The following is a 16,801-nucleotide window of genomic DNA, read 5'->3' as shown; positions in this document are numbered from 1 at the left end:
CTACCTCCCTGGAGAAACACTCATCCCGTGTCTGCCAGTCTGGAGCGGGCGGCTTCACGAATTCTCTAGCCGCGGTGGAGCCGTTCTTCACGCCGTGAAGCGGGGCCCCGCCAGGGGTTCCAGTAGCGTCGCGGTGACCGCGAACCGGCCACGACAGAACATGTAAGGAATTCATGAAGATGCCCGCACGGATGCGGCTACCTGCGGCGATCGCCAGCGCCCTGCTGGCCTGCTGCACCCTCGCCGGATGTGGTTCCGCCCACACGGTTTCCGGCACCGCGCTCGCGCAGCCGGGTGCGAGCGCCGTGCCGGCGTCGTCTTCGGCGCCCGCTTCAGCGCCGTCTTCACCGGCGTCTTCACGCCCGTCTGCACCGTCTCCATGCGACTCGCTGATCGCGTCGTTGAGCGCGCGCCAGCGGGTGGCGCAGCTGGTCGTGCCGGGCGTCGACGCCGCGAATCCGGCAGCGGTGACAAAACTTGTCCAGCAGCAGCAAATCGGCGGCTTCTTCGTGGGCGGCAATAAGACCACGCTGTTGCAGAACCGCGCACTCGACGCTGTGCAACGCGCCGCGAAGATCCCCGTGTCCGTGGCCGTCGACGAAGAAGGCGGCCGGGTGCAGCGCATCGACGACCTCGACGGCTCCCTGCCGAGCGCGCGCCAGCTCGCCAAGACCAAAACACCCGACGAGGTCCGCGCGCTCGGCGTGCAGCGCGGCGAGCAGCTGCGGGCGCGCGGGATCACCGTGGACTACGCGCCCGACACCGACGTGAGCGACGAACCGGACGACGCGGTGATCGGCGACCGTTCGTACAGCTCGGATCCCGCCACGGTGCGGGAGTACGCGCTGGCGTTCGCCGAGGGTCTGCGCCAGGGCGGCATCACGCCCGTGCTCAAGCACTTCCCCGGCCACGGCCACGGCTCCGGCGACTCGCACAAGGGCACGGTGACCACTCCGCCGCTCGACCGGCTGCGGCAGGACGACCTCAAGCCGTATGAGAACATCGCCGACTTCGGCGCGGTGGAGGTGATGGTGGGCCACCTCGACGTGCCGGGGCTGACGAACGGCGTGCCCGCGTCCATCTCCCCCGCCGCGTACCGGCTGCTTCGCGACGACTACCACTTCACCGGTCCCGTGATCACCGACGACCTCGGCGGCATGAAGGCGATCACGGACCAGTACCCCCTGCCCGACGCTGTGCTGAAGGCGCTGCAGGCGGGCGCGGACGAGGCGTTGTTCTCCTCCGGCAACGGCGACGTCGGCGCGGTGCTGGACCGGCTCGTGAAGGCCGTCGCGAGCGGTGAGCTGCCGGCCGACCGCGTGACGGCTTCGGTGAAGCGGGTGCTGGAGTCGAAGCACGCGTGCTCCTGAGCGCGGTCCACTCCGGACTAGGGTGACCGGTGGATCACCGTCTCGGAGGGAGCACCACATGACGACGGACGCCACCGCGGCCGGCACCCTGCAGCTCGGCGGAGAGCTGAACGTGACCCGCATGGGCTACGGCGCGATGCGCCTGGCCGGACCGGGGGTGTGGGGGCCGCCGCAGGACCTGGCGGAGGCGTCGGTGATCCTGCGCCAGGCGCTGGCGTTCGGCATCACGCACCTCGACACGGCGGACTACTACGGCCCGCACACGGTGAACGAGCTGATCCGCACCACGCTCGCGCCCTACCCCGAAGACCTCGTGCTGGTGACGAAGGTGGGCGCCCGCCGCAGCGCCGACCGCGGCTGGCCGCCCGCGCTCTCGCGCGACGAGCTGATCTCCCAGGTGCACGACAACCTGCGCACCCTCGGCGTGGACGCGCTCGACGTCGTGAACCTCCGGCTCAGCGACGCCGCGGGCGGGTACCCGGTGGACGTGCCGATCGAGGCGCCGTTCAGCGTGCTCGCCGAGCTGCGTGAGCAGGGGCTGATCCGGCACCTCGGGGTGAGCCACGTGACGGTCGAGCAGCTGGAGGCCGCGCGGAAGATCGCGCCGGTCGTGTGCGTGCAGAACGAGTACAACCTCGCCCACCGCGTCGGCGACGACGTGCTGGACCGCTGCACAGAACTCGGCATCGCGTTCGTGCCGTACTTCCCGCTGGGCGGGTTCAGCCCGCTGCAGTCGGGCGTGCTGGACGAGTGCGCGGAGGCCGTGGGGGCGACGCCGATGCAGGTCGCGCTGGCGTGGCTGCTGCAACGCTCGCCGGTGGTGGCCGTGATCCCGGGTACGTCGTCACTGGCGCACCTCAAGCAGAACATCGCGGCCGGGGCGCTGGAGCTGCCCGCGGACGTCGTCGCGCGGATCGACGCGATCGGCTAGTCCGCCGGCGTCACCTCCACCGTGACGGTGCGGTTGGCGGCCGCGTCCCCGCCCGGGTGCGCGGCCGCCGCCTGGTCGGCGGCCGCCGCCGTGGCGCGGCTCTCGTTGGCACCCATGGCGCGGAGGTTAGGCCCGACCGGCCGGGAGGGGTCCCGATCCGCTCGCCGCCGACTGCGCACGAGGCAGCCGGTGGCACCTTAGAGCTCCTGACGAAACGATCGTGGACTAGCCTGATCACCTGTCTGTTGATCAAGACATGGAGGAAGGGTCAGCTGCCGCCGTGGATCGTGTCCGATGAGTTGTGGGCACGCATCCAGCCGTTGCCGGTCGTCCCACGACGTGCCGATCATCCTGGTCGCAAGCGCCTGGACGATCGCACGGTGCCCCGCGGCATCCTGTTTGTGCTCTCCACCGGGATTCCCTGGGAGTTTCTGCCGCAGGAACCAGGCTTCGGTTCGGGGATGACCTGACTGGCGATGCCTGCGGGACGGGAATGACACGGGAGTCGGGCAACGCCTGCACGGATCGCTTCCGACTGCCGTGCACAAACCGCCGACACACTCGACTGGTCACGGACGGTGATCGATGGCTCTCACGTGCGAGCCCGGCAAGGTGACCTGAAACCGGACCGAGCCCAGGTTGACCGTGCCCGAACAGGCTCGAAACACCACCCGATCACCGAAGCGCACGGTATCCCGCTGGCAGTCGTACTGACCGGCGGTAACCGCAACGACGTCACTCGGCTCATGTCGTTGATCGAGACGATCCCGCCGGTACGGGGCCGGCGCGGGCGACCCCGCGGGCGACCGGACACGATCTACGCCGACCGCGCCCACGATCACGACAAGGACCGCAGACTGGTACCGGACAAGGCCACACGCCCCCGTTCGCCCGGCGTGGCGTCGAACACGGTTGCGGGTCGGGCGTGCACCGCTGGGTCGTCGAGCACAGCGTCGCCCTGCTGCACTGGTTCCGGCGTCTGCGCATCCGCTGGGAGGTCCACGACGACATCCACGCGGCGTTCCTGAGTCTCACCCGCGGCATCATCCGCCGGCGCCGACCAGGCAACCCCGCATTGAGTAGGAGTTCTCAGGCGGCCCGGCACGTGTACCCGGGCCGCCGGGGCTCAGCTCGATTCCCGGACCGTCAGCGACACCGGCAGGATCTGCTGGCGCGGCTTGAGGTCCTGGCCGTCGAGGAGGTTCATCAACGTCTCGACCATCGCGTGGACCTGTTCTCGCGGGTCCTGGTGCACGGACGTCAGCGGGGGTGTCATGGCGGGCGCCAGGGTCGCGTTGTCGTCGAAGCTGACGACGGCGACATCGGCCGGGATGGTGCGGCCCGCGGACGACAGGGTGCGCAGGGCGCCGACCGCCATCATGTCGCTGGCGACGAACACGGCGTCGAGGTCCGGGGCGCGGTCCAGCAGCGCCGCCATGGCCCGGGCGCCGCCGGCGAGGGTGAAGTCGGATTCCTCGGCCAGGCCGTCGGGGTCGAGCCCGGCATCGACAAGGGTCTTGCGCCAGCCCGCGAGGCGGTCGATGGGCGCGCCCTGGTCCTGGGGGCCGGCGATGGTGGCGATGCGCCGGCGGCCGGCGGCGACGAGGTGCGACACGGCCAGCCGCGCGCCGCCCTCGTTGTCGAAGTCGACGACGTGCACGCCGCGGCGCAGGTCGGCCGCCTGGCCGCCGAAGACGACCGGGACACGCAGCAGCCGCAGCGCCCGCGGCAGCGGATCCGAGCGGTGCGGCGCGAACACGAGCACCCCGTCGACGTGCCCGCCCTCGAGGAACCGCACGGTGCGCGCGAGGTCCTCGCGGGTGTCGCTGAAGATCAGGACCATCTGGCAGCCGACGTCGGCCAGCTCGCGGTAGCCGGCGCGCATCACGGCCGTGCGGTACGGGTCGTCGAGCAGTCGCGCCTCGGGCTCGGACAACACGACGGCGATCGCGCCCGTGCGCCGTGTGACCAGCGATCGCGCCGCTTGGTTCGGCGAGTAGCCGAGGTCGCGCGCCGCCGCGAGCACCTTTTCCCGGGAGCGAGCGCTCACGTACGTGTCGTCGTTCAACGCGCGCGACGCGGTGGAGCGCGACACCCCGGCGAACGCCGCGACGTCTTCCAGCGTCGGCCGCCCGTCGTCGGACCGGGCCGTCACCGCACCACCTCCGTTTCCTGGGACGAGTCGGGACCGCGGCCAGCTTAGCCGCACAATTCAGGGAGCGCTCCCGGAAGGGAGCGCTTCGATAACCACCCTTGACATGCAACTCCAGCGCATCCACACTCGTCAACCGTCTGGGAGCGCTCCCAGAACCTGACCTTTCAAGGGGCTGACTGGGTTGACAATGGCGACAACTATCCGGAAGGGCCTGGTCCTCGCACTGGGCATCACGATCACGGCGCTCGGGGTGGCGGCCTGCGGCGGAGGCGGCAGTGACGGCGACATCCCCGCCGCCGCGGCGCCGGGCGAGCACGTCGAGCTGACGCTGGCCACGTTCACGGAGTTCGGCTACGAGGAGCTCATCCCGGAGTACGAACGGCTGCACCCCAACATCAAGATCACCCACCGCAAGACGGGCCAGGGCGGCCCGTACGCGCAGGACATGATGACCAAGCTCGCGGCGGGCTCCGGCCTCGCCGACGTGCAGGCCGTCGAGGAGGGCCACCTCTCAGACATCCTCTCCAAGTCGTCGAAGTTCTACGACCTGACGACGATCGGCCCGGCCGACGCGAGCGCCGACCGCTGGCTGCCGTGGAAGTACGACGCCGGCAAGGACAAGAACGGCAAGCTCATCGGCTACGGCACGGACATCGGGCCCGACGCGATGTGCTACCGCAAGGACCTGCTCGAAGCCGCCGGCATGCCCACCGACCCCGCGTCGGTGAAGACCATGTTCGCCACCTGGGACAGCTACTTCGCCGCGGGCGCGCAGTACGCGCAGAAGACCGGCAAGGCGTGGTTCGACTCGGCGGCCCAGAACTTCAACGCGATGGTCAACCAGCTGCCCGTCGGGTACCTCGACAAGAGCGACAAGCTCACCGTCGAGTCCAACCAGGGCATCAAGGACGCGTGGCAGAAGGTGACCGGCGCCGTCGCGAAGGGCGAGTCGGCGAAGCTCACCGCGTTCAGCAACGAGTGGAACTCCGGCTTCCGCCAGAGCGCGTTCGCCACGAAGGTCTGCCCCGCGTGGATGCTCGGCGTGATCAAGGAGCAGGCGGGCCCGGAGAACGCGGGCAAGTGGGCGGTCACCGACGCGTTTCCCGGCGGTGGCGGCAACTGGGGCGGCTCGTACCTGACCGTGCCGACGCAGAGCAAGCACCCGCGTGAAGCCGCGGCGCTCGCCGCGTGGCTGACCGCGCCGGAGCAGCAGCTCAAGGCGTTCCAGGCCAAGGGCAACTTCCCCAGCCAGGTCAAGGCGCTCTCCAGCCCCGAGCTGCTGAGCCAGACCGACGCGTACTTCGGTGGCGCGAAGATCGGCGAGCTGTTCGCCGAGCAGGCGAAGAAGGTCGCGCAGGCGCAGTACAAGGGCCCGAACGACGGCCAGATCCAGGAGAACGTGACGGCTCCCGCGCTGCAGGCCGTGGAGCAGGGCAAGTCCGCGGCAGACGGCTGGCAGCAGCTCGTCGACGGCGCGAAGAAGCTCGCCCGGTGACAGCTACGGCCACTCGCGACAGCACCAAGGCCGGGGTGCGGCGACCCGCACCCCGGCCGGGGCTGCGCGACCGCCTGGCCCGTTGGGACGTGAAGGCCTCGCCGTACCTGTACGTGGCACCGTTCTTCATCGTCTTCGGCATCGTCGGGTTGTTCCCGCTGCTCTACACCGCGTACGTCTCGCTGTTCCACTGGGACGCCGGCGACGACGACCCAGATTTCATCGGCCTGGACAACTTCAAGGAACTCTTCGCCGACGCGCAGTTCTGGCACGCGCTCGAGAACACCGTGAGCATCTTCCTGCTCTCCAGCGTGCCGCAGATCATCATCGCGGTGCTGCTCGCCGCGTTGCTCACTTCGCGGCTGCGCGGCGCGACCGGCTGGCGCGTCGGGATCCTGCTGCCCTACGCCGCGAGCTTGGTGGCGCTCGGGATCATCTTCGCGAACCTGTTCGGGCCCCGGTACGGCCTCGTCAACGGTCTCCTGCAGACGATCGGACTGTCCCCTGTGGACTGGCAGGCCAACCGGTTCGCGAGTCACGTGGCCATCGCGGTCATGGTCAACTGGCGCTGGACCGGGTACAACGCGCTGATCGTGCTGGCCGCGATGCAGGCCATCCCGAAGGAGCTGCACGAGGCGGCGCTGATCGACGGCGCCGGCACCGTGCGGCGGTTCGTCCACGTGACGCTGCCGTTGCTGAAGCCGACGCTGATCTTCGTCACCATCACCTCGACGATCGGCGGGCTGCAAATCTTCACCGAACCGAAGCTGTTCGACGCCATGCCCGGTTCGAACAACGGCGGTTCCACGCACCAGTTCCAGACCGTGACGCTGTACCTGTACCAGACGGCGTTCGAGAACTTCGACCTCGGTTACGCGTCGGCGATCGCGTGGGTCCTGTTCCTCATCATCGTGCTCATCGCCGCGGTCAACTACCTGCTGACCGGGCGGATCGCGCGCACGCCACGGAGGCGGAAATGACCTCTTCGACGGCCCGGGTGAGCCGGCTGGGCAAACCGCGCAAGGCCACCTACTGGGTACTGGCCGTGTTCGTGCTCGGCTCGCTGTTCCCGTTCTACTGGTCGTTCCTGGTCGCCAGCCGGGACAACGGCATGCTCACCGAACGCGTGCCGCCGCTGCTGCCGGGCGGCAACTTCTTCGCCAACGCGGCGCGCGTGTTCGACACCGTGCCGTTCTGGAAGGCCCTGTTCAACAGCGTGGTCGTGTCGGGCACGGTCACGCTCACCACGGTGCTGTTCTCGTCGCTGGCCGGGTTCGCCTTCGCCAAGCTGCGCTTCCGGGGGCGCAACGCGCTGTTCGTGTTCATCGTGGTGACGCTCGCGGTACCGACGCAGCTGGGGATCATCCCGCTGTTCATCGCGATGTCGAAACTCGGCTGGGCCGGTGGGCTGCAGTCCGTCATCGTGCCCAACCTGGTGACCGCCTTCGGCGTGTTCTGGATGCGCCAGTACACAGTGGACGCCGTGCCGTACGAACTCATCGAGGCCGCCCGTGTGGACGGCTGCAGCATGATCCGGATCTTCTGGAACGTGTGCTTGCCCGCCGTGCGCCCGGCGGCGGCGATCCTCGCGATGTTCACGTTCATGATGTCCTGGAACGACTTCCTGTGGCCGCTCGTGGTGCTCGACGCGGGTAACCCGACCGTCCAGGTGGCGCTGGAGAAGCTCCAGAGCGGCTACTACGTGGACTACTCACTCGTGCTCGCGGGCACGACGCTCGCGACGATCCCGATCCTCATCGTCTTCCTCCTCCTCGGCCGCCAGATCGTGGCCGGGATCATGCAAGGTGCCGTGAAGGGGTGACCATGTCCGCTGAACCACTGCCCACCCGGACCGGGCTCGCGTTCCCGCCCGGGTTCGTCTGGGGCGCCGCCACGGCGGCGTTCCAGGTCGAAGGGGCGACCACAGTGGACGGACGCGAACCGTCCGTGTGGGACGCCTTCGCCGCTCGGCCGGGCGCCGTCGCCGGCGGGGACACGGGCGAGCCGGCGGCCGACCACTACCGGCGCGCTGCCGAGGACGTCGCGCTGATGCGCTCGCTCGGGCTCGGCGCGTACCGGTTTTCCCTGGCGTGGCCCCGGATCCAGCCGGGCGGGCTGCCGAACGTGCGCGGGATCGCGTTCTACGACCGGCTCGTCGACTCGCTGCTGGCGGCCGGGATCCAGCCGTGGGCCACGCTGTACCACTGGGACCTGCCGCAACGGCTCGAAGACCTCGGCGGCTGGCCGGTCCGCGACACGGCGTACCGCTTCGCGGAATACGCGGAGACGATCGTGGGTGTGCTCGGTGACCGCGTGGCGAGCTGGTCGACGCTCAACGAACCCTGGTGCGCCGCGATGCTGGGCTACGGCAAGGGGATCCACGCGCCCGGCCGCACCGACCCGGCCGCCGCGGCGGCGGCCGCGCACCACCTGCTGCTCGGCCACGGCCTCGCGATGGACGTGCTGCGCCGCGACGCCCCGCGAGCACCGGCCGGGATCACGCTCAACCTGTACCCGGTCACGCCGGCGTCGGACACGCCCGCAGACGTCGACGCTGCCCGTCGGATCGACGGGCAGCAGAACCGGCTGTTCCTCGACCCTGTGCTGCGCGGCGGTTACCCCACCGACGTGGTGGCGGACCTGGCGCCGTTCGGCTTCGCCGACGTCGTGCTCCCCGGCGACGAGGACGTGATCGCCGCACCGGTCGACTGGCTCGGCGTGAACTACTACCGCGGCTACCGCGTGGCCGGCTCTCCCACGCCGGGCAGCTCACCGGCCGGCGCCGAGTGGATCGGCGCGGACGCGGTGCACTTCGTGCCCGATCCCGCGGCCCCGCGCACGGACTCGGGCTGGGAAGTGCAGCCGGCCGGGCTCACGGCGTCGCTGCTGCAGGTGCACCGCGGCTACCGGCCGGTGCCGCTGTACGTCACGGAGAACGGTGCCGCCTACCCCGACGTGCTGCGCGCCGGCGAGATCGCCGACACCGATCGCGTCGCGTTCCTCGACGCGCACCTGCGCGCGGCGCACGACGCGGTGACCCACGGCGTCGACCTGCGCGGGTACTTCTACTGGTCGCTGCTGGACAACTTCGAGTGGGCCGAGGGCTACGCCAAGCGCTTCGGGCTCGTCCACGTGGATTACGCGACGCAGCAGCGAACGCCGAAACGCAGCGCGCACTGGTACTCCGAGGTGATCGCGCGCAACGCGTTGCCGTGAGCCCGTTCGCACGGACAATCGCGGATCACCCGGAAAGCGCAACGCGCCATTCAGCGGCACATCCACAGCTCGACCTATCAGACAAAACGGTCGCCCGGTGTTCACCGTCGTGAACGCCGGGCGACCACCGCCTTTACTGGTCTGAACCTGTCTGACAGGACAACGCCGCGACCTGCTGCGATCGCTCGCGAACCCGTTGCCAACCCCTGGGGGCGACCGGTATAACTTTCTTCACACCGCGCACGAAGTGGTCGGCGATTCGGTCCCCCACCGTTTCTCCGGAATTGCCTTCCCGATATTCAGTCCTGCCGTTTCGCGAATTCGCCGGGACGCAATGAATCGTGCGCGGAATTCTCCCTCCCCGTCCCCTCTGGAGTTCACGGAATGCGCGCTTCGAAACTCAGAGCCCTCGCCGCCGCGGCACTGCCCGTGCTCGCCGGCGTCGCGCTCGCCACCGTCAGCCCTGCCGCGAGCGAGGCCGCCCCGGCCGCGGGCGCGGCGTTCCCCGCTCACTACTCGGCCCCGTACCTGCAGGTCAGCGACTCCGACATCGGCGACATGGCCGCGGACATGAACGCGACCGGCACGAAGTTCTTCACCCTCGCGTTCCTCACCCCGTCCTCGGGCTGCAACCAGCTCTGGGAGGCGAACGGGACGGGCGTCGGCTCGTTCAAATCGCAGATCAGCGCGCTGCAGGCAGCGGGCGGCAACGTGATCCCCTCGTTCGGCGGCGCGGCGGGCGGTGAGATCGCCCAGACGTGCACGAACACGTCGAGCCTCACCGCGGCGTACGCCAACGTGGTCAACACCTACGGCACCAACCGCCTCGACTTCGACATCGAAGAGGACACCATCAAGGACACCGCCGCGAACCAGCGCCGCAACTCGGCGCTCGCGGCGCTGCAGCAGCAGAACCCGAACGTGCAGGTCGATTACACGCTCGCGGTCGACCCGAGCGGGCTGGGCAGCCTGCAGATGGGCATCCTCAACGACGCGTACGCCAAGGGCGTGAAGGTCAGCGTCGTGAACCTGATGGTGATGGACTTCTACGACGGCCAGCCCGTGCTGGGCGACGCGCTCGCGTCGGCGCGTGCGGCCGTCGGCCAGATCGCCGGGGCGTTCCACATCTCGACGGCGCAGGCGTACGCGAAGATGGGCCTGACCCCGATCGCGGGCCGCAACGACGACGGCGCGCAGTTCAGCCAGTCGGACGCGCAGCAACTGGAGTCGTTCGCCGCGCAGAACGGCGTGCAGGAGCTCTCGTTCTGGGAAGTCCACGACTACGACCGCGCCACCGGCTACGCCTACTCGCGGATCTTCAACGCCATCACCGGAGGCGGCGGCACCACCCCGCCCCCGACCGGTGGCGGCAAGCAGATCACGGGCTACGGCGGCAAGTGCGTCGACGTCGCGGGCGCCAACAGCGCCAACGGCACGAAGATCGACCTCTACACGTGCAACGGCACCAACGCACAGCAGTGGACGTCGGCCGGCGGCACGTTGCAGGCGCTCGGCAAGTGCATGGACGTCGCCGCGGCCGGCACCGCCAGCGGCACGAAGGTGCAGCTCTACGACTGCAACGGCACAGCCGCGCAGCAGTGGACCCACACCGCGGCCAACCAGCTCGTGAACACCGGCTCCGGCAAGTGCCTCGACGCGACCGGGCCCAGCTCGGCCGACGGGACGCCGCTGCAGATCTGGACGTGCACGGGAGCGGCGAACCAGGCGTGGACGTTCTAGTCGCTGATTCACCGGATCCACCCCGGCCGGTGGGGAGCATTTTCCTAGCTCCCCACCGGTTTTCTTCGCGCGTTTGCCGTCATGGCTCGCGGGGCCGGCCGTCGGACTGACGTCGGGGCCCACCACGAGCGGAAAGAGGCACGCGATGACCGTTCATTGCCACCAGGGAGTGGAGGACGCGGTCGGGGAGGTCACGGTGTGGCTGACCGGGGAGTTCTCGGGCCGGCTGCCCGCCACGGCGGTGGCCCACGTGGTGCGCGCGACGCGCGCCGACCTCGACGGGCGGATCGCGCCGGAGGAGCTCGGCGAGATGTTGCATCGCATGGCGCGGGCGCGGCTGCAGCGGATCCTCAGCGGCGGCCGGATCCCTCACTCTCGCTGACGGACTCGGTCTCCGGCTCTTCGGGGGCGCCGCCGAAGAGGTCCCGCAGGCGGTTGTGACGCGCGGTGTAGCCGGCGCCGAACCGCCGGCGCGCCCGGTCCAGCTTGCGCCCGGCGTAGCGGCGGCGCGCCCACATCGACTCGGGTTTCGCGAGCCGGAACGCGCCCACGAGCGCGATGACCGGCACGACGACCCCCAGCACCCCGGTGGCGAGCTTGCCCTTGAGCAGGCAGACGAGTGCGGTCACCAGGTGCACCCCCACGCCCAGCAAGTACGACCACATCGCCGACTCGCCGCGCGTCTCGCCGATGGGTGACGCCTCGAGCAGCAGCAAGCCCCCGAGCGCACCGCCGACGAGCACGGCGTCGATGGACTTGCGGCCGCGCTGGGCCCAGTAGACGTCGTCGAGGTGGAACCAGAGGGCGAACTCGTCGAGCACGAGCGCGGCACCCGCGCCGAACAGCGCGGCGAGGACTTCGCGCCACGGCGCGGCCGGGTCGTAGCGGAACTCCAGCAGGCCCACGACGAGGACCAGCAGGATGCCCCACACCTGGTGGTGCACGTGGACCCCGCCGATGTGGATGTCGCCGAGCAGCCCGCGTTTGCCGGTGGGCTTGCGGCGCTTCGCGCGGATGCGGCGGGAGATGCCGCGCACGACGACGAACGTGACGAGGAAACCGGCGAGCGCCCACATCGCGGCGGCGCGGCCGGTGTCCACGAAGACGCGGTCGTACCAGTCCACGGCGGTCTCCCCTCGGGCGGGAGGGGAGAAAACGCTACCACCGTTCCCCGTTCGATGTCCGGATCGCCGTTATTCACGGGACCCGGCTCGCGGCCGAAAAACCCCGGCGCCGGTAGGGTCGTGGTGTGGAAAGCACACCGGTGGAGATCGTTTCGCTGCTCGTGTCGCCGGTGCACGCGTTCGAAGGACGGCCGTCGGACGGCCCGCGGCCTGATCCGGCGTGGGTTTCGCAGCCGTGCGTGGAGGTGCGAGCGGGCCTGGGCCTGGTCGGCGACCGCTACTTCAACCAGCGTGCCCACCGCGACGCCGCGGTGACCGTATTCGACGCGGCGGCGCTGGACGCGTTCGGCGCACCGGACCCGCTGCGGACGCGGCGCAATATCGTGCTTCGCGGCTTCCGCGTCGACGACCTCGCCGCCACGCGCGAGCGGCCGGGCGCGGTGTTCTCCCTCGACAGCGGCGACGGCCCGGTGCGCTTCCGGGCGCGGCGCCCGGCGAACCCGTGCGCTTGGCTGGACGTGTCCGTGGCCCCGGGCGCCTTCCGCGGCCTGCGCGGCCGCGGCGGCGTCCGCTGCGTTCCGCTGGACGACGGCGTGCTGCGGCTTGGCCCGGCGGAGTTGACCGTACTGGAACACGTGGAGGCTCGATGACGGACCAGTGGCACCAGCCCCTGCGGCACATCCGCGGCGGCTCGTTGACCGGCGACACCACCCAGACCAGCGGGATGCGCCGCTTCGAGGCCATCTCGGGCAAAACGGTGGGCTCGCAGAAGGTGTGGATGGGCGAAACGCACGTCACCCCGCACACCAACTCGGGTGACCACCACCACGGCCACGCCGAGACGGCCATCTACGTGCAGTCCGGGCACCCCGTCTTCGTCTTCGCGGACGGCGACTCGGAGGTGCGCCTGGAAACCGCACCGGGCGATTACGTGTTCGTCCCCCCGTACGTCCCGCACCGCGAAGAGAACCCGACCGGCGAGGACGCCGTGGTGATCATCGCGCGCAGCAGCCAGGAGGGGATCGTCGTGAACTTGCCCAGTCTCTGGGCGGAAGTCGAGATCCCCGCCGAAGACGCTTAGGACCCCGGCAGCATCCGGCTGCTCAACGGCAGCGACTGCCGCTCCGGGGGCCACCACACCTGCGCGGGCGGCGGCGGGACGTCGTCGTCGGGGAGTTCGAGGGTGTCGACGCCGCTCTGCCACCGGCTCCAGTGCGCGGCGCACAAGCCGCGCCACAGGGAGGGCTCGTCGCACTCCTGCCGTCGGCACGCCTGCACCTGCTGCCCGCTATCTACCACGTTCACGACTCCAACCCGCGATTCGGCTCCCGACGCTCCCCAGCTTGCCTCGGAGGCGACCGGAACACCCCGTGCCCGCGCCAACACAACCCTTGTGCAGCAACGACAACGGCCCTTCGCACCCTACTCCAGCCCGCCGCGGCGCCTCCCCGCGGCGTGCGCCACACGTTCGGCGGTTGACGGCGCCCGGCCGCACCGCCGCGGACGAGACCCGGGGGCGGCCGGACGACCGCCCCCGGGCTTCCCTCCCCCGGGTCACCGTGCCGCGGGCACCTCGGCCCCGTCCTGGTCGTCGTCGCCGAACGGATCACGCAGCCCGTCGCCGAGCAACCGGGGTGCCGGACCGAGGCCCCACGCCTCCGAACGCCGCCGTCGCCGCTCCTGCTCACGCGGGATCCAGTCCCGGCCCTCAGCGGCCACGGCTTCGAGCACGTGGAGCGCGCCTGCGATCCCGGACGTTTCGAGAGCCATCGAGTACAGCTTGTCTTCACTCTCCGTGACGTCGCTGGCGCCACGGTAGGTCTCGACCACAACCGAGATCGCTTCCCCGCTGATCAGGCTCAGCCGGAACGCCCGGCGGCGAAGGGTGTGCACGTCCAGCAGGCGAGCGGTGTCGTCCGGGCGCACGATGTACCTCTTGTCGTCCGCGTAGCGCACTCCGACTTCCGACACCTGGGCTGAGGCCAAGGCTTCGTAGCGGAAACCCTTCCGTCGCTCGTCGTGCTCGTTCCCGGTGAGGAAGTCGAGATCCACTTCGAACTCCCTGACTCCGCTCCTCGTCAGCAGGAACACCCGCGCGACGTAGGCCGAATACCGCATCGGGCCGCCGAGCACGCGGGCACGCTGCGCACCGGACGCGCCCTCGGTGAGCACGACGTGGGCGACCACGTCGTAGTTGGTGAGCCCCGCGCGCTTCACCGCCGACGTCTTGAGGAAGGACTTGTCGAGGCCGAGCCAGCGCGCGATCTCGGCGTCGGCGGGCCGATCGGCGAGCACGCCCAGCCAGTCGCGGTACGCCTGTTCTTCCTCCGCCGGCAACCGCCTTCCCGCCGCCTCCTGGTCCGCGGTCAGTTGCCGCGTGGCGAAGAGCCGGACCACGGCACCCCACGCGAGGGCCGCACCGACGGCGAGGAGGATCGCGCCGCCGCCGTAGCCGCTGCCGGACGCCACCAGCCCGGCGAAACCCAGCACCGCGGCCGCCGCTCCGGCACCGAACAGCGCGCCGACACCCGACGACGGCAGCAAGTTCACGCGGTAGTCGAACATCGTCCCGTCGCGCCAGCGCTGCGCGACCCGGCGCGCGTGCCAGTGGATCAGCCAGTCGATCGCCGGGGCCTCCACCTGGGCTTTGCCGTAGAGGGCGACGAACCGCCACTTGAGGTACTCGCGCATCCCGCAGGACGCGCGCTTCCAATCGCCGGCGAGGTGCGGCCGGGCGGCGCGGAACCGGCGTTCGACCTGTTCGTGGACCTGCCGCACGAAATCGGTCGAAACCCAGTGGCCCGGTGACACCGCTGCCTGCGGCCGGACCGTGTACCCGCGCTCGGTGTTGTGCCAAGCGAGCCGCCGCGCCCGGACTTCCCGGGTGATCCCGAACCGGACGGCGCAGGCCAGACCGCCACCGAACACGACCAGCGAGGACAGCCCGAGCGCCGAGTTCCCCGATCCGATCGAGACCAGCGCCGAGATCAGACCGAGGGCGAGCGCGGCCGCCCCGAACCAGATGCGCACCCAGGTGCCGGTGGACACCGTCGGCGGCGGCAGGATGAAGAACCGCGGCCGGGCCGGCTCCGGTTCGAAGAACTTCCACGCGCGCTGGGCACGGTCGCCATCCACTCGCGCCTCGGCGACGCGCTTGGCCTCATCCACGTCGAGACTGTCCTCGATCGCGCCGCCGAGGACCATGTCGAGGTGCCGCGTGATCTCGGTCTGCCGGTCGAGCGGAAGTGCGGTGAAGTTCTTCGTTGCCGTCGTCAATTTGCCGCGGTCGAGTTCGTTGCCGTGTTCCTGCTGCCACACGCACGAAAGCAGTTCCAGCACCACGTCGAACGCGGCCCGCCAGCCGTCGGCCGGGAACAGCGGCGCCGTGCGCGCCGCGACGACGAACCGCTTGTACATCTCGTCGCCCATTTCGTTCAGCGAACGTTCGCTGAACACGGAAAGCGCGTAGTAGTAGGCGATCTTCGAACTGCCGTGCCCATCCGCACGAGTTCGTCGAAGATCTTTTCGGCACTGAGCGGAATGCCGCCCTGCAGGTGGTTGAGCGCGACCTCGAACTTCCGCTCGGCGGATCCGCCTGGTTCACGTGGTAAGTCGTGTTGTGCCGGTGGAAAGTGGTCGGGCCGTGGATCTCGCCGATCTGGTTCTCGACGTTCGCATGACCCTGCGCGACGGGGCCGGCCTGCCACGGCGGGAGGTTCACTGCTGAGCTCCGCCGAACATCGCAGGCCCGTTGATCGTTCCGATCTGGTTGCCGACGCGGGCGTTGTCCTTCGCGACGTTCTTCGGCGCCGTGTTCGTCGGTGCGGTGGCCGGGGGCGCGGCGGAACCCGGCTCGGCCGCGCCGGTGCCGTCGTCCAGGGCGGCGGCCAGGGAGACCGCGAAGGCGGCCGCGTTGCGGGCGGCCGGCGTTTGCCAGCCTTCGGCGTCGGTGAAGTCCTTTTCACCGCCTGCGTGGTCGCTGATGCCACGGATGGTGACGGCGGGGATGTTGCCGTTGAGGTGCCCGGCCAGCGCCAGCCCGGCGCTCTCCATCTCGACCGCGACGGCGTCGTTGTAGTTGTGGTGCAACAGCTTCGCGACGTCCGAGAGCTGGGAGTCGAGCACGACCTCGCCGGCCGCAATCGGTCCGAAGTGGACACGAGGGGCACTGCCCTGGCCTTCGGCGGGCAGGCCGCCGCTCCACGTGCCCGCGCGGCTGACCAGGCGTGCGATCTGCTCGGCGCGGTGTGCCAGCTCCCACGCGCGGGGCCGGCTCAGCAGGCCGGAGTCGACGATGCGCCCACCCTGGTAGGCGTACACCTTGTCCGCCACGATCACGTCGCCGAGCCGGAGCCATTCGCGGAGGCTGCCCGCGACGCCGACGAACAGGATCGCCGCCGGGGAGAACTGCGCGACGGCGCGTTCCGCCAGCGCGGCCGCCGTCATGTTGCCCATGCCCGTCAGCGCGAGTGCGACGGTGCACTCCGGCCGTTCGTCGATCGTGCCGACGTCGAACAGCGTGCCGGCCGGGTGGCTGTGCTGCTCGACGCCGGTCATCCGGGCGCGGACCGCGCCGTGTTCGATCTCCAGCGCAGTGAGGATGACGATCATGAGGTCGCTCCGATTCGTTCCGTCAAGGCGATTCCTTCCGGACAGCACGGGATGGCCGGCTGGCCGGCCGGGCGAAGGGCGGCGGCGGGAGGTGACGACTGCAATTTGCAGGTTAGCCGGAATCGGTCATTCTCGTCAATACGACGAATATTTTCGCGG

At 70.1% G+C, this 16,801-nt stretch carries 15 protein-coding genes and 1 pseudogene; 11 read left to right on the top strand and 5 right to left on the bottom strand.

Annotation, left to right across the window (positions count from 1 at the left end; translation table 11 throughout):
- Window positions 1-179: 179 nt before the first annotated feature.
- The 3 genes and pseudogenes from I6J71_RS03785 to I6J71_RS03775 all read left to right on the top strand — a co-directional run.
- Window positions 180-1,370 carry a glycoside hydrolase family 3 N-terminal domain-containing protein gene (locus tag I6J71_RS03785; RefSeq protein ID WP_370542192.1) on the top strand — a complete coding sequence of 397 codons (1,191 nt, stop codon included), beginning with the start codon at window positions 180-182 and terminating at the stop codon, window positions 1,368-1,370.
- A 58-nt stretch (window positions 1,371-1,428) separates the two neighbouring features.
- On the top strand, window positions 1,429-2,301 hold the full coding sequence (locus tag I6J71_RS03780; protein WP_204093450.1) for an oxidoreductase: 873 nt from the start codon (window positions 1,429-1,431) through the stop codon (window positions 2,299-2,301).
- A gap of 272 nt (window positions 2,302-2,573) precedes the next feature.
- Window positions 2,574-3,334 (top strand): annotated as a pseudogene (locus I6J71_RS03775) (IS5 family transposase); the annotation flags it as partial.
- Window positions 3,335-3,427: 93 nt separating this feature from the next.
- Here the strand turns inward: I6J71_RS03775 and I6J71_RS03770 are convergent.
- Window positions 3,428-4,396: a LacI family DNA-binding transcriptional regulator gene (locus tag I6J71_RS03770; protein ID WP_239155263.1), complete on the bottom strand. Its 969-nt coding sequence runs from the start codon at window positions 4,394-4,396 to the stop codon at window positions 3,428-3,430.
- A gap of 247 nt (window positions 4,397-4,643) precedes the next feature.
- On the opposite strand from I6J71_RS03770, the gene I6J71_RS03765 reads away from it, so the two are divergent.
- The 6 genes from I6J71_RS03765 (at window position 4,644) to I6J71_RS03740 (ending at window position 11,289) form a co-directional block, all read left to right on the top strand.
- Window positions 4,644-5,951, top strand: a complete 1,308-nt coding sequence (locus I6J71_RS03765) for an ABC transporter substrate-binding protein (protein ID WP_204093448.1) — start codon at window positions 4,644-4,646, stop codon at window positions 5,949-5,951.
- Window positions 5,948-6,931, top strand: coding sequence for a carbohydrate ABC transporter permease (locus I6J71_RS03760; protein ID WP_204093447.1), 984 nt, complete (start codon window positions 5,948-5,950; stop codon window positions 6,929-6,931). Before I6J71_RS03765 ends, I6J71_RS03760 begins: the two co-directional genes overlap by 4 nt.
- A complete protein-coding gene (locus I6J71_RS03755; RefSeq protein WP_204093446.1) occupies window positions 6,928-7,773 on the top strand; it encodes a carbohydrate ABC transporter permease in 846 nt (281 codons plus the stop codon). Before I6J71_RS03760 ends, I6J71_RS03755 begins: the two co-directional genes overlap by 4 nt.
- A gap of 2 nt (window positions 7,774-7,775) precedes the next feature.
- Window positions 7,776-9,167: a GH1 family beta-glucosidase gene (locus I6J71_RS03750; RefSeq protein WP_204093445.1), complete on the top strand. Its 1,392-nt coding sequence runs from the start codon at window positions 7,776-7,778 to the stop codon at window positions 9,165-9,167.
- Window positions 9,168-9,551: 384 nt separating this feature from the next.
- On the top strand, window positions 9,552-10,907 hold the full coding sequence (locus I6J71_RS03745) for a ricin-type beta-trefoil lectin domain protein (RefSeq protein ID WP_204093444.1): 1,356 nt from the start codon (window positions 9,552-9,554) through the stop codon (window positions 10,905-10,907).
- 145 nt (window positions 10,908-11,052) lie between these two features.
- The gene (locus tag I6J71_RS03740; RefSeq protein ID WP_204093443.1) at window positions 11,053-11,289 is read left to right on the top strand and encodes a hypothetical protein; all 237 of its coding nucleotides are present in this window, start codon (window positions 11,053-11,055) and stop codon (window positions 11,287-11,289) included.
- Here I6J71_RS03740 and I6J71_RS03735 read toward each other — a convergent pair.
- Window positions 11,258-12,031: a hypothetical protein gene (locus I6J71_RS03735; RefSeq protein WP_239154408.1), complete on the bottom strand. Its 774-nt coding sequence runs from the start codon at window positions 12,029-12,031 to the stop codon at window positions 11,258-11,260. The genes I6J71_RS03740 and I6J71_RS03735 overlap by 32 nt on opposite strands.
- Before the next feature lie 125 nt (window positions 12,032-12,156).
- On the opposite strand from I6J71_RS03735, the gene I6J71_RS03730 reads away from it, so the two are divergent.
- Both I6J71_RS03730 and I6J71_RS03725 read left to right on the top strand, forming a co-directional pair.
- Window positions 12,157-12,681: a molybdenum cofactor biosysynthesis protein gene (locus I6J71_RS03730; protein WP_204093442.1), complete on the top strand. Its 525-nt coding sequence runs from the start codon at window positions 12,157-12,159 to the stop codon at window positions 12,679-12,681.
- The gene (locus tag I6J71_RS03725; protein WP_204093441.1) at window positions 12,678-13,112 is read left to right on the top strand and encodes a cupin domain-containing protein; all 435 of its coding nucleotides are present in this window, start codon (window positions 12,678-12,680) and stop codon (window positions 13,110-13,112) included. The genes I6J71_RS03730 and I6J71_RS03725 overlap by 4 nt, the downstream gene beginning before the upstream one ends.
- Here the strand turns inward: I6J71_RS03725 and I6J71_RS03720 are convergent.
- The 3 genes from I6J71_RS03720 to I6J71_RS03710 all read right to left on the bottom strand — a co-directional run bounded on the left by I6J71_RS03720 (window position 13,109) and on the right by I6J71_RS03710 (window position 16,642).
- Window positions 13,109-13,336, bottom strand: a complete 228-nt coding sequence (locus I6J71_RS03720) for a hypothetical protein (RefSeq protein WP_239154407.1) — start codon at window positions 13,334-13,336, stop codon at window positions 13,109-13,111. The genes I6J71_RS03725 and I6J71_RS03720 overlap by 4 nt on opposite strands.
- Window positions 13,337-13,585: 249 nt before the next feature.
- On the bottom strand, window positions 13,586-15,487 hold the full coding sequence (locus tag I6J71_RS03715; RefSeq protein WP_204093440.1) for a hypothetical protein: 1,902 nt from the start codon (window positions 15,485-15,487) through the stop codon (window positions 13,586-13,588).
- Between the two features lie 261 nt (window positions 15,488-15,748).
- Window positions 15,749-16,642, bottom strand: coding sequence for a 5'-methylthioadenosine/S-adenosylhomocysteine nucleosidase (locus I6J71_RS03710; protein ID WP_204093439.1), 894 nt, complete (start codon window positions 16,640-16,642; stop codon window positions 15,749-15,751).
- Window positions 16,643-16,801 lie beyond the last annotated feature (159 nt).

Source organism: Amycolatopsis sp. FDAARGOS 1241 (assembly GCF_016889705.1).
Taxonomy (GTDB): Bacteria; Actinomycetota; Actinomycetes; order Mycobacteriales; family Pseudonocardiaceae; genus Amycolatopsis.
Note: the sequence above shows the minus strand (reverse complement) of the source record. Positions and strands in the feature narration are given on the sequence as shown.

Excerpts from the sequence above, each read along its gene's own strand:
- I6J71_RS03750 (WP_204093445.1), top strand. The coding sequence starts at position 7,776 with ATGTCCGCTGAACCACTGCCCACCCGGACCGGGCTCGCGTTCCCGCCC.
- I6J71_RS03745 (WP_204093444.1), top strand. The coding sequence starts at position 9,552 with ATGCGCGCTTCGAAACTCAGAGCCCTCGCCGCCGCGGCACTGCCCGTG.
- I6J71_RS03755 (WP_204093446.1), top strand. The coding sequence starts at position 6,928 with ATGACCTCTTCGACGGCCCGGGTGAGCCGGCTGGGCAAACCGCGCAAG.
- I6J71_RS03765 (WP_204093448.1), top strand. The coding sequence starts at position 4,644 with ATGGCGACAACTATCCGGAAGGGCCTGGTCCTCGCACTGGGCATCACG.
- I6J71_RS03780 (WP_204093450.1), top strand. The coding sequence starts at position 1,429 with ATGACGACGGACGCCACCGCGGCCGGCACCCTGCAGCTCGGCGGAGAG.
- I6J71_RS03725 (WP_204093441.1), top strand. The coding sequence starts at position 12,678 with ATGACGGACCAGTGGCACCAGCCCCTGCGGCACATCCGCGGCGGCTCG.
- I6J71_RS03740 (WP_204093443.1), top strand. The coding sequence starts at position 11,053 with ATGACCGTTCATTGCCACCAGGGAGTGGAGGACGCGGTCGGGGAGGTC.
- I6J71_RS03785 (WP_370542192.1), top strand. The coding sequence starts at position 180 with ATGCCCGCACGGATGCGGCTACCTGCGGCGATCGCCAGCGCCCTGCTG.
- I6J71_RS03710 (WP_204093439.1), bottom strand. The coding sequence starts at position 16,642 with ATGATCGTCATCCTCACTGCGCTGGAGATCGAACACGGCGCGGTCCGC.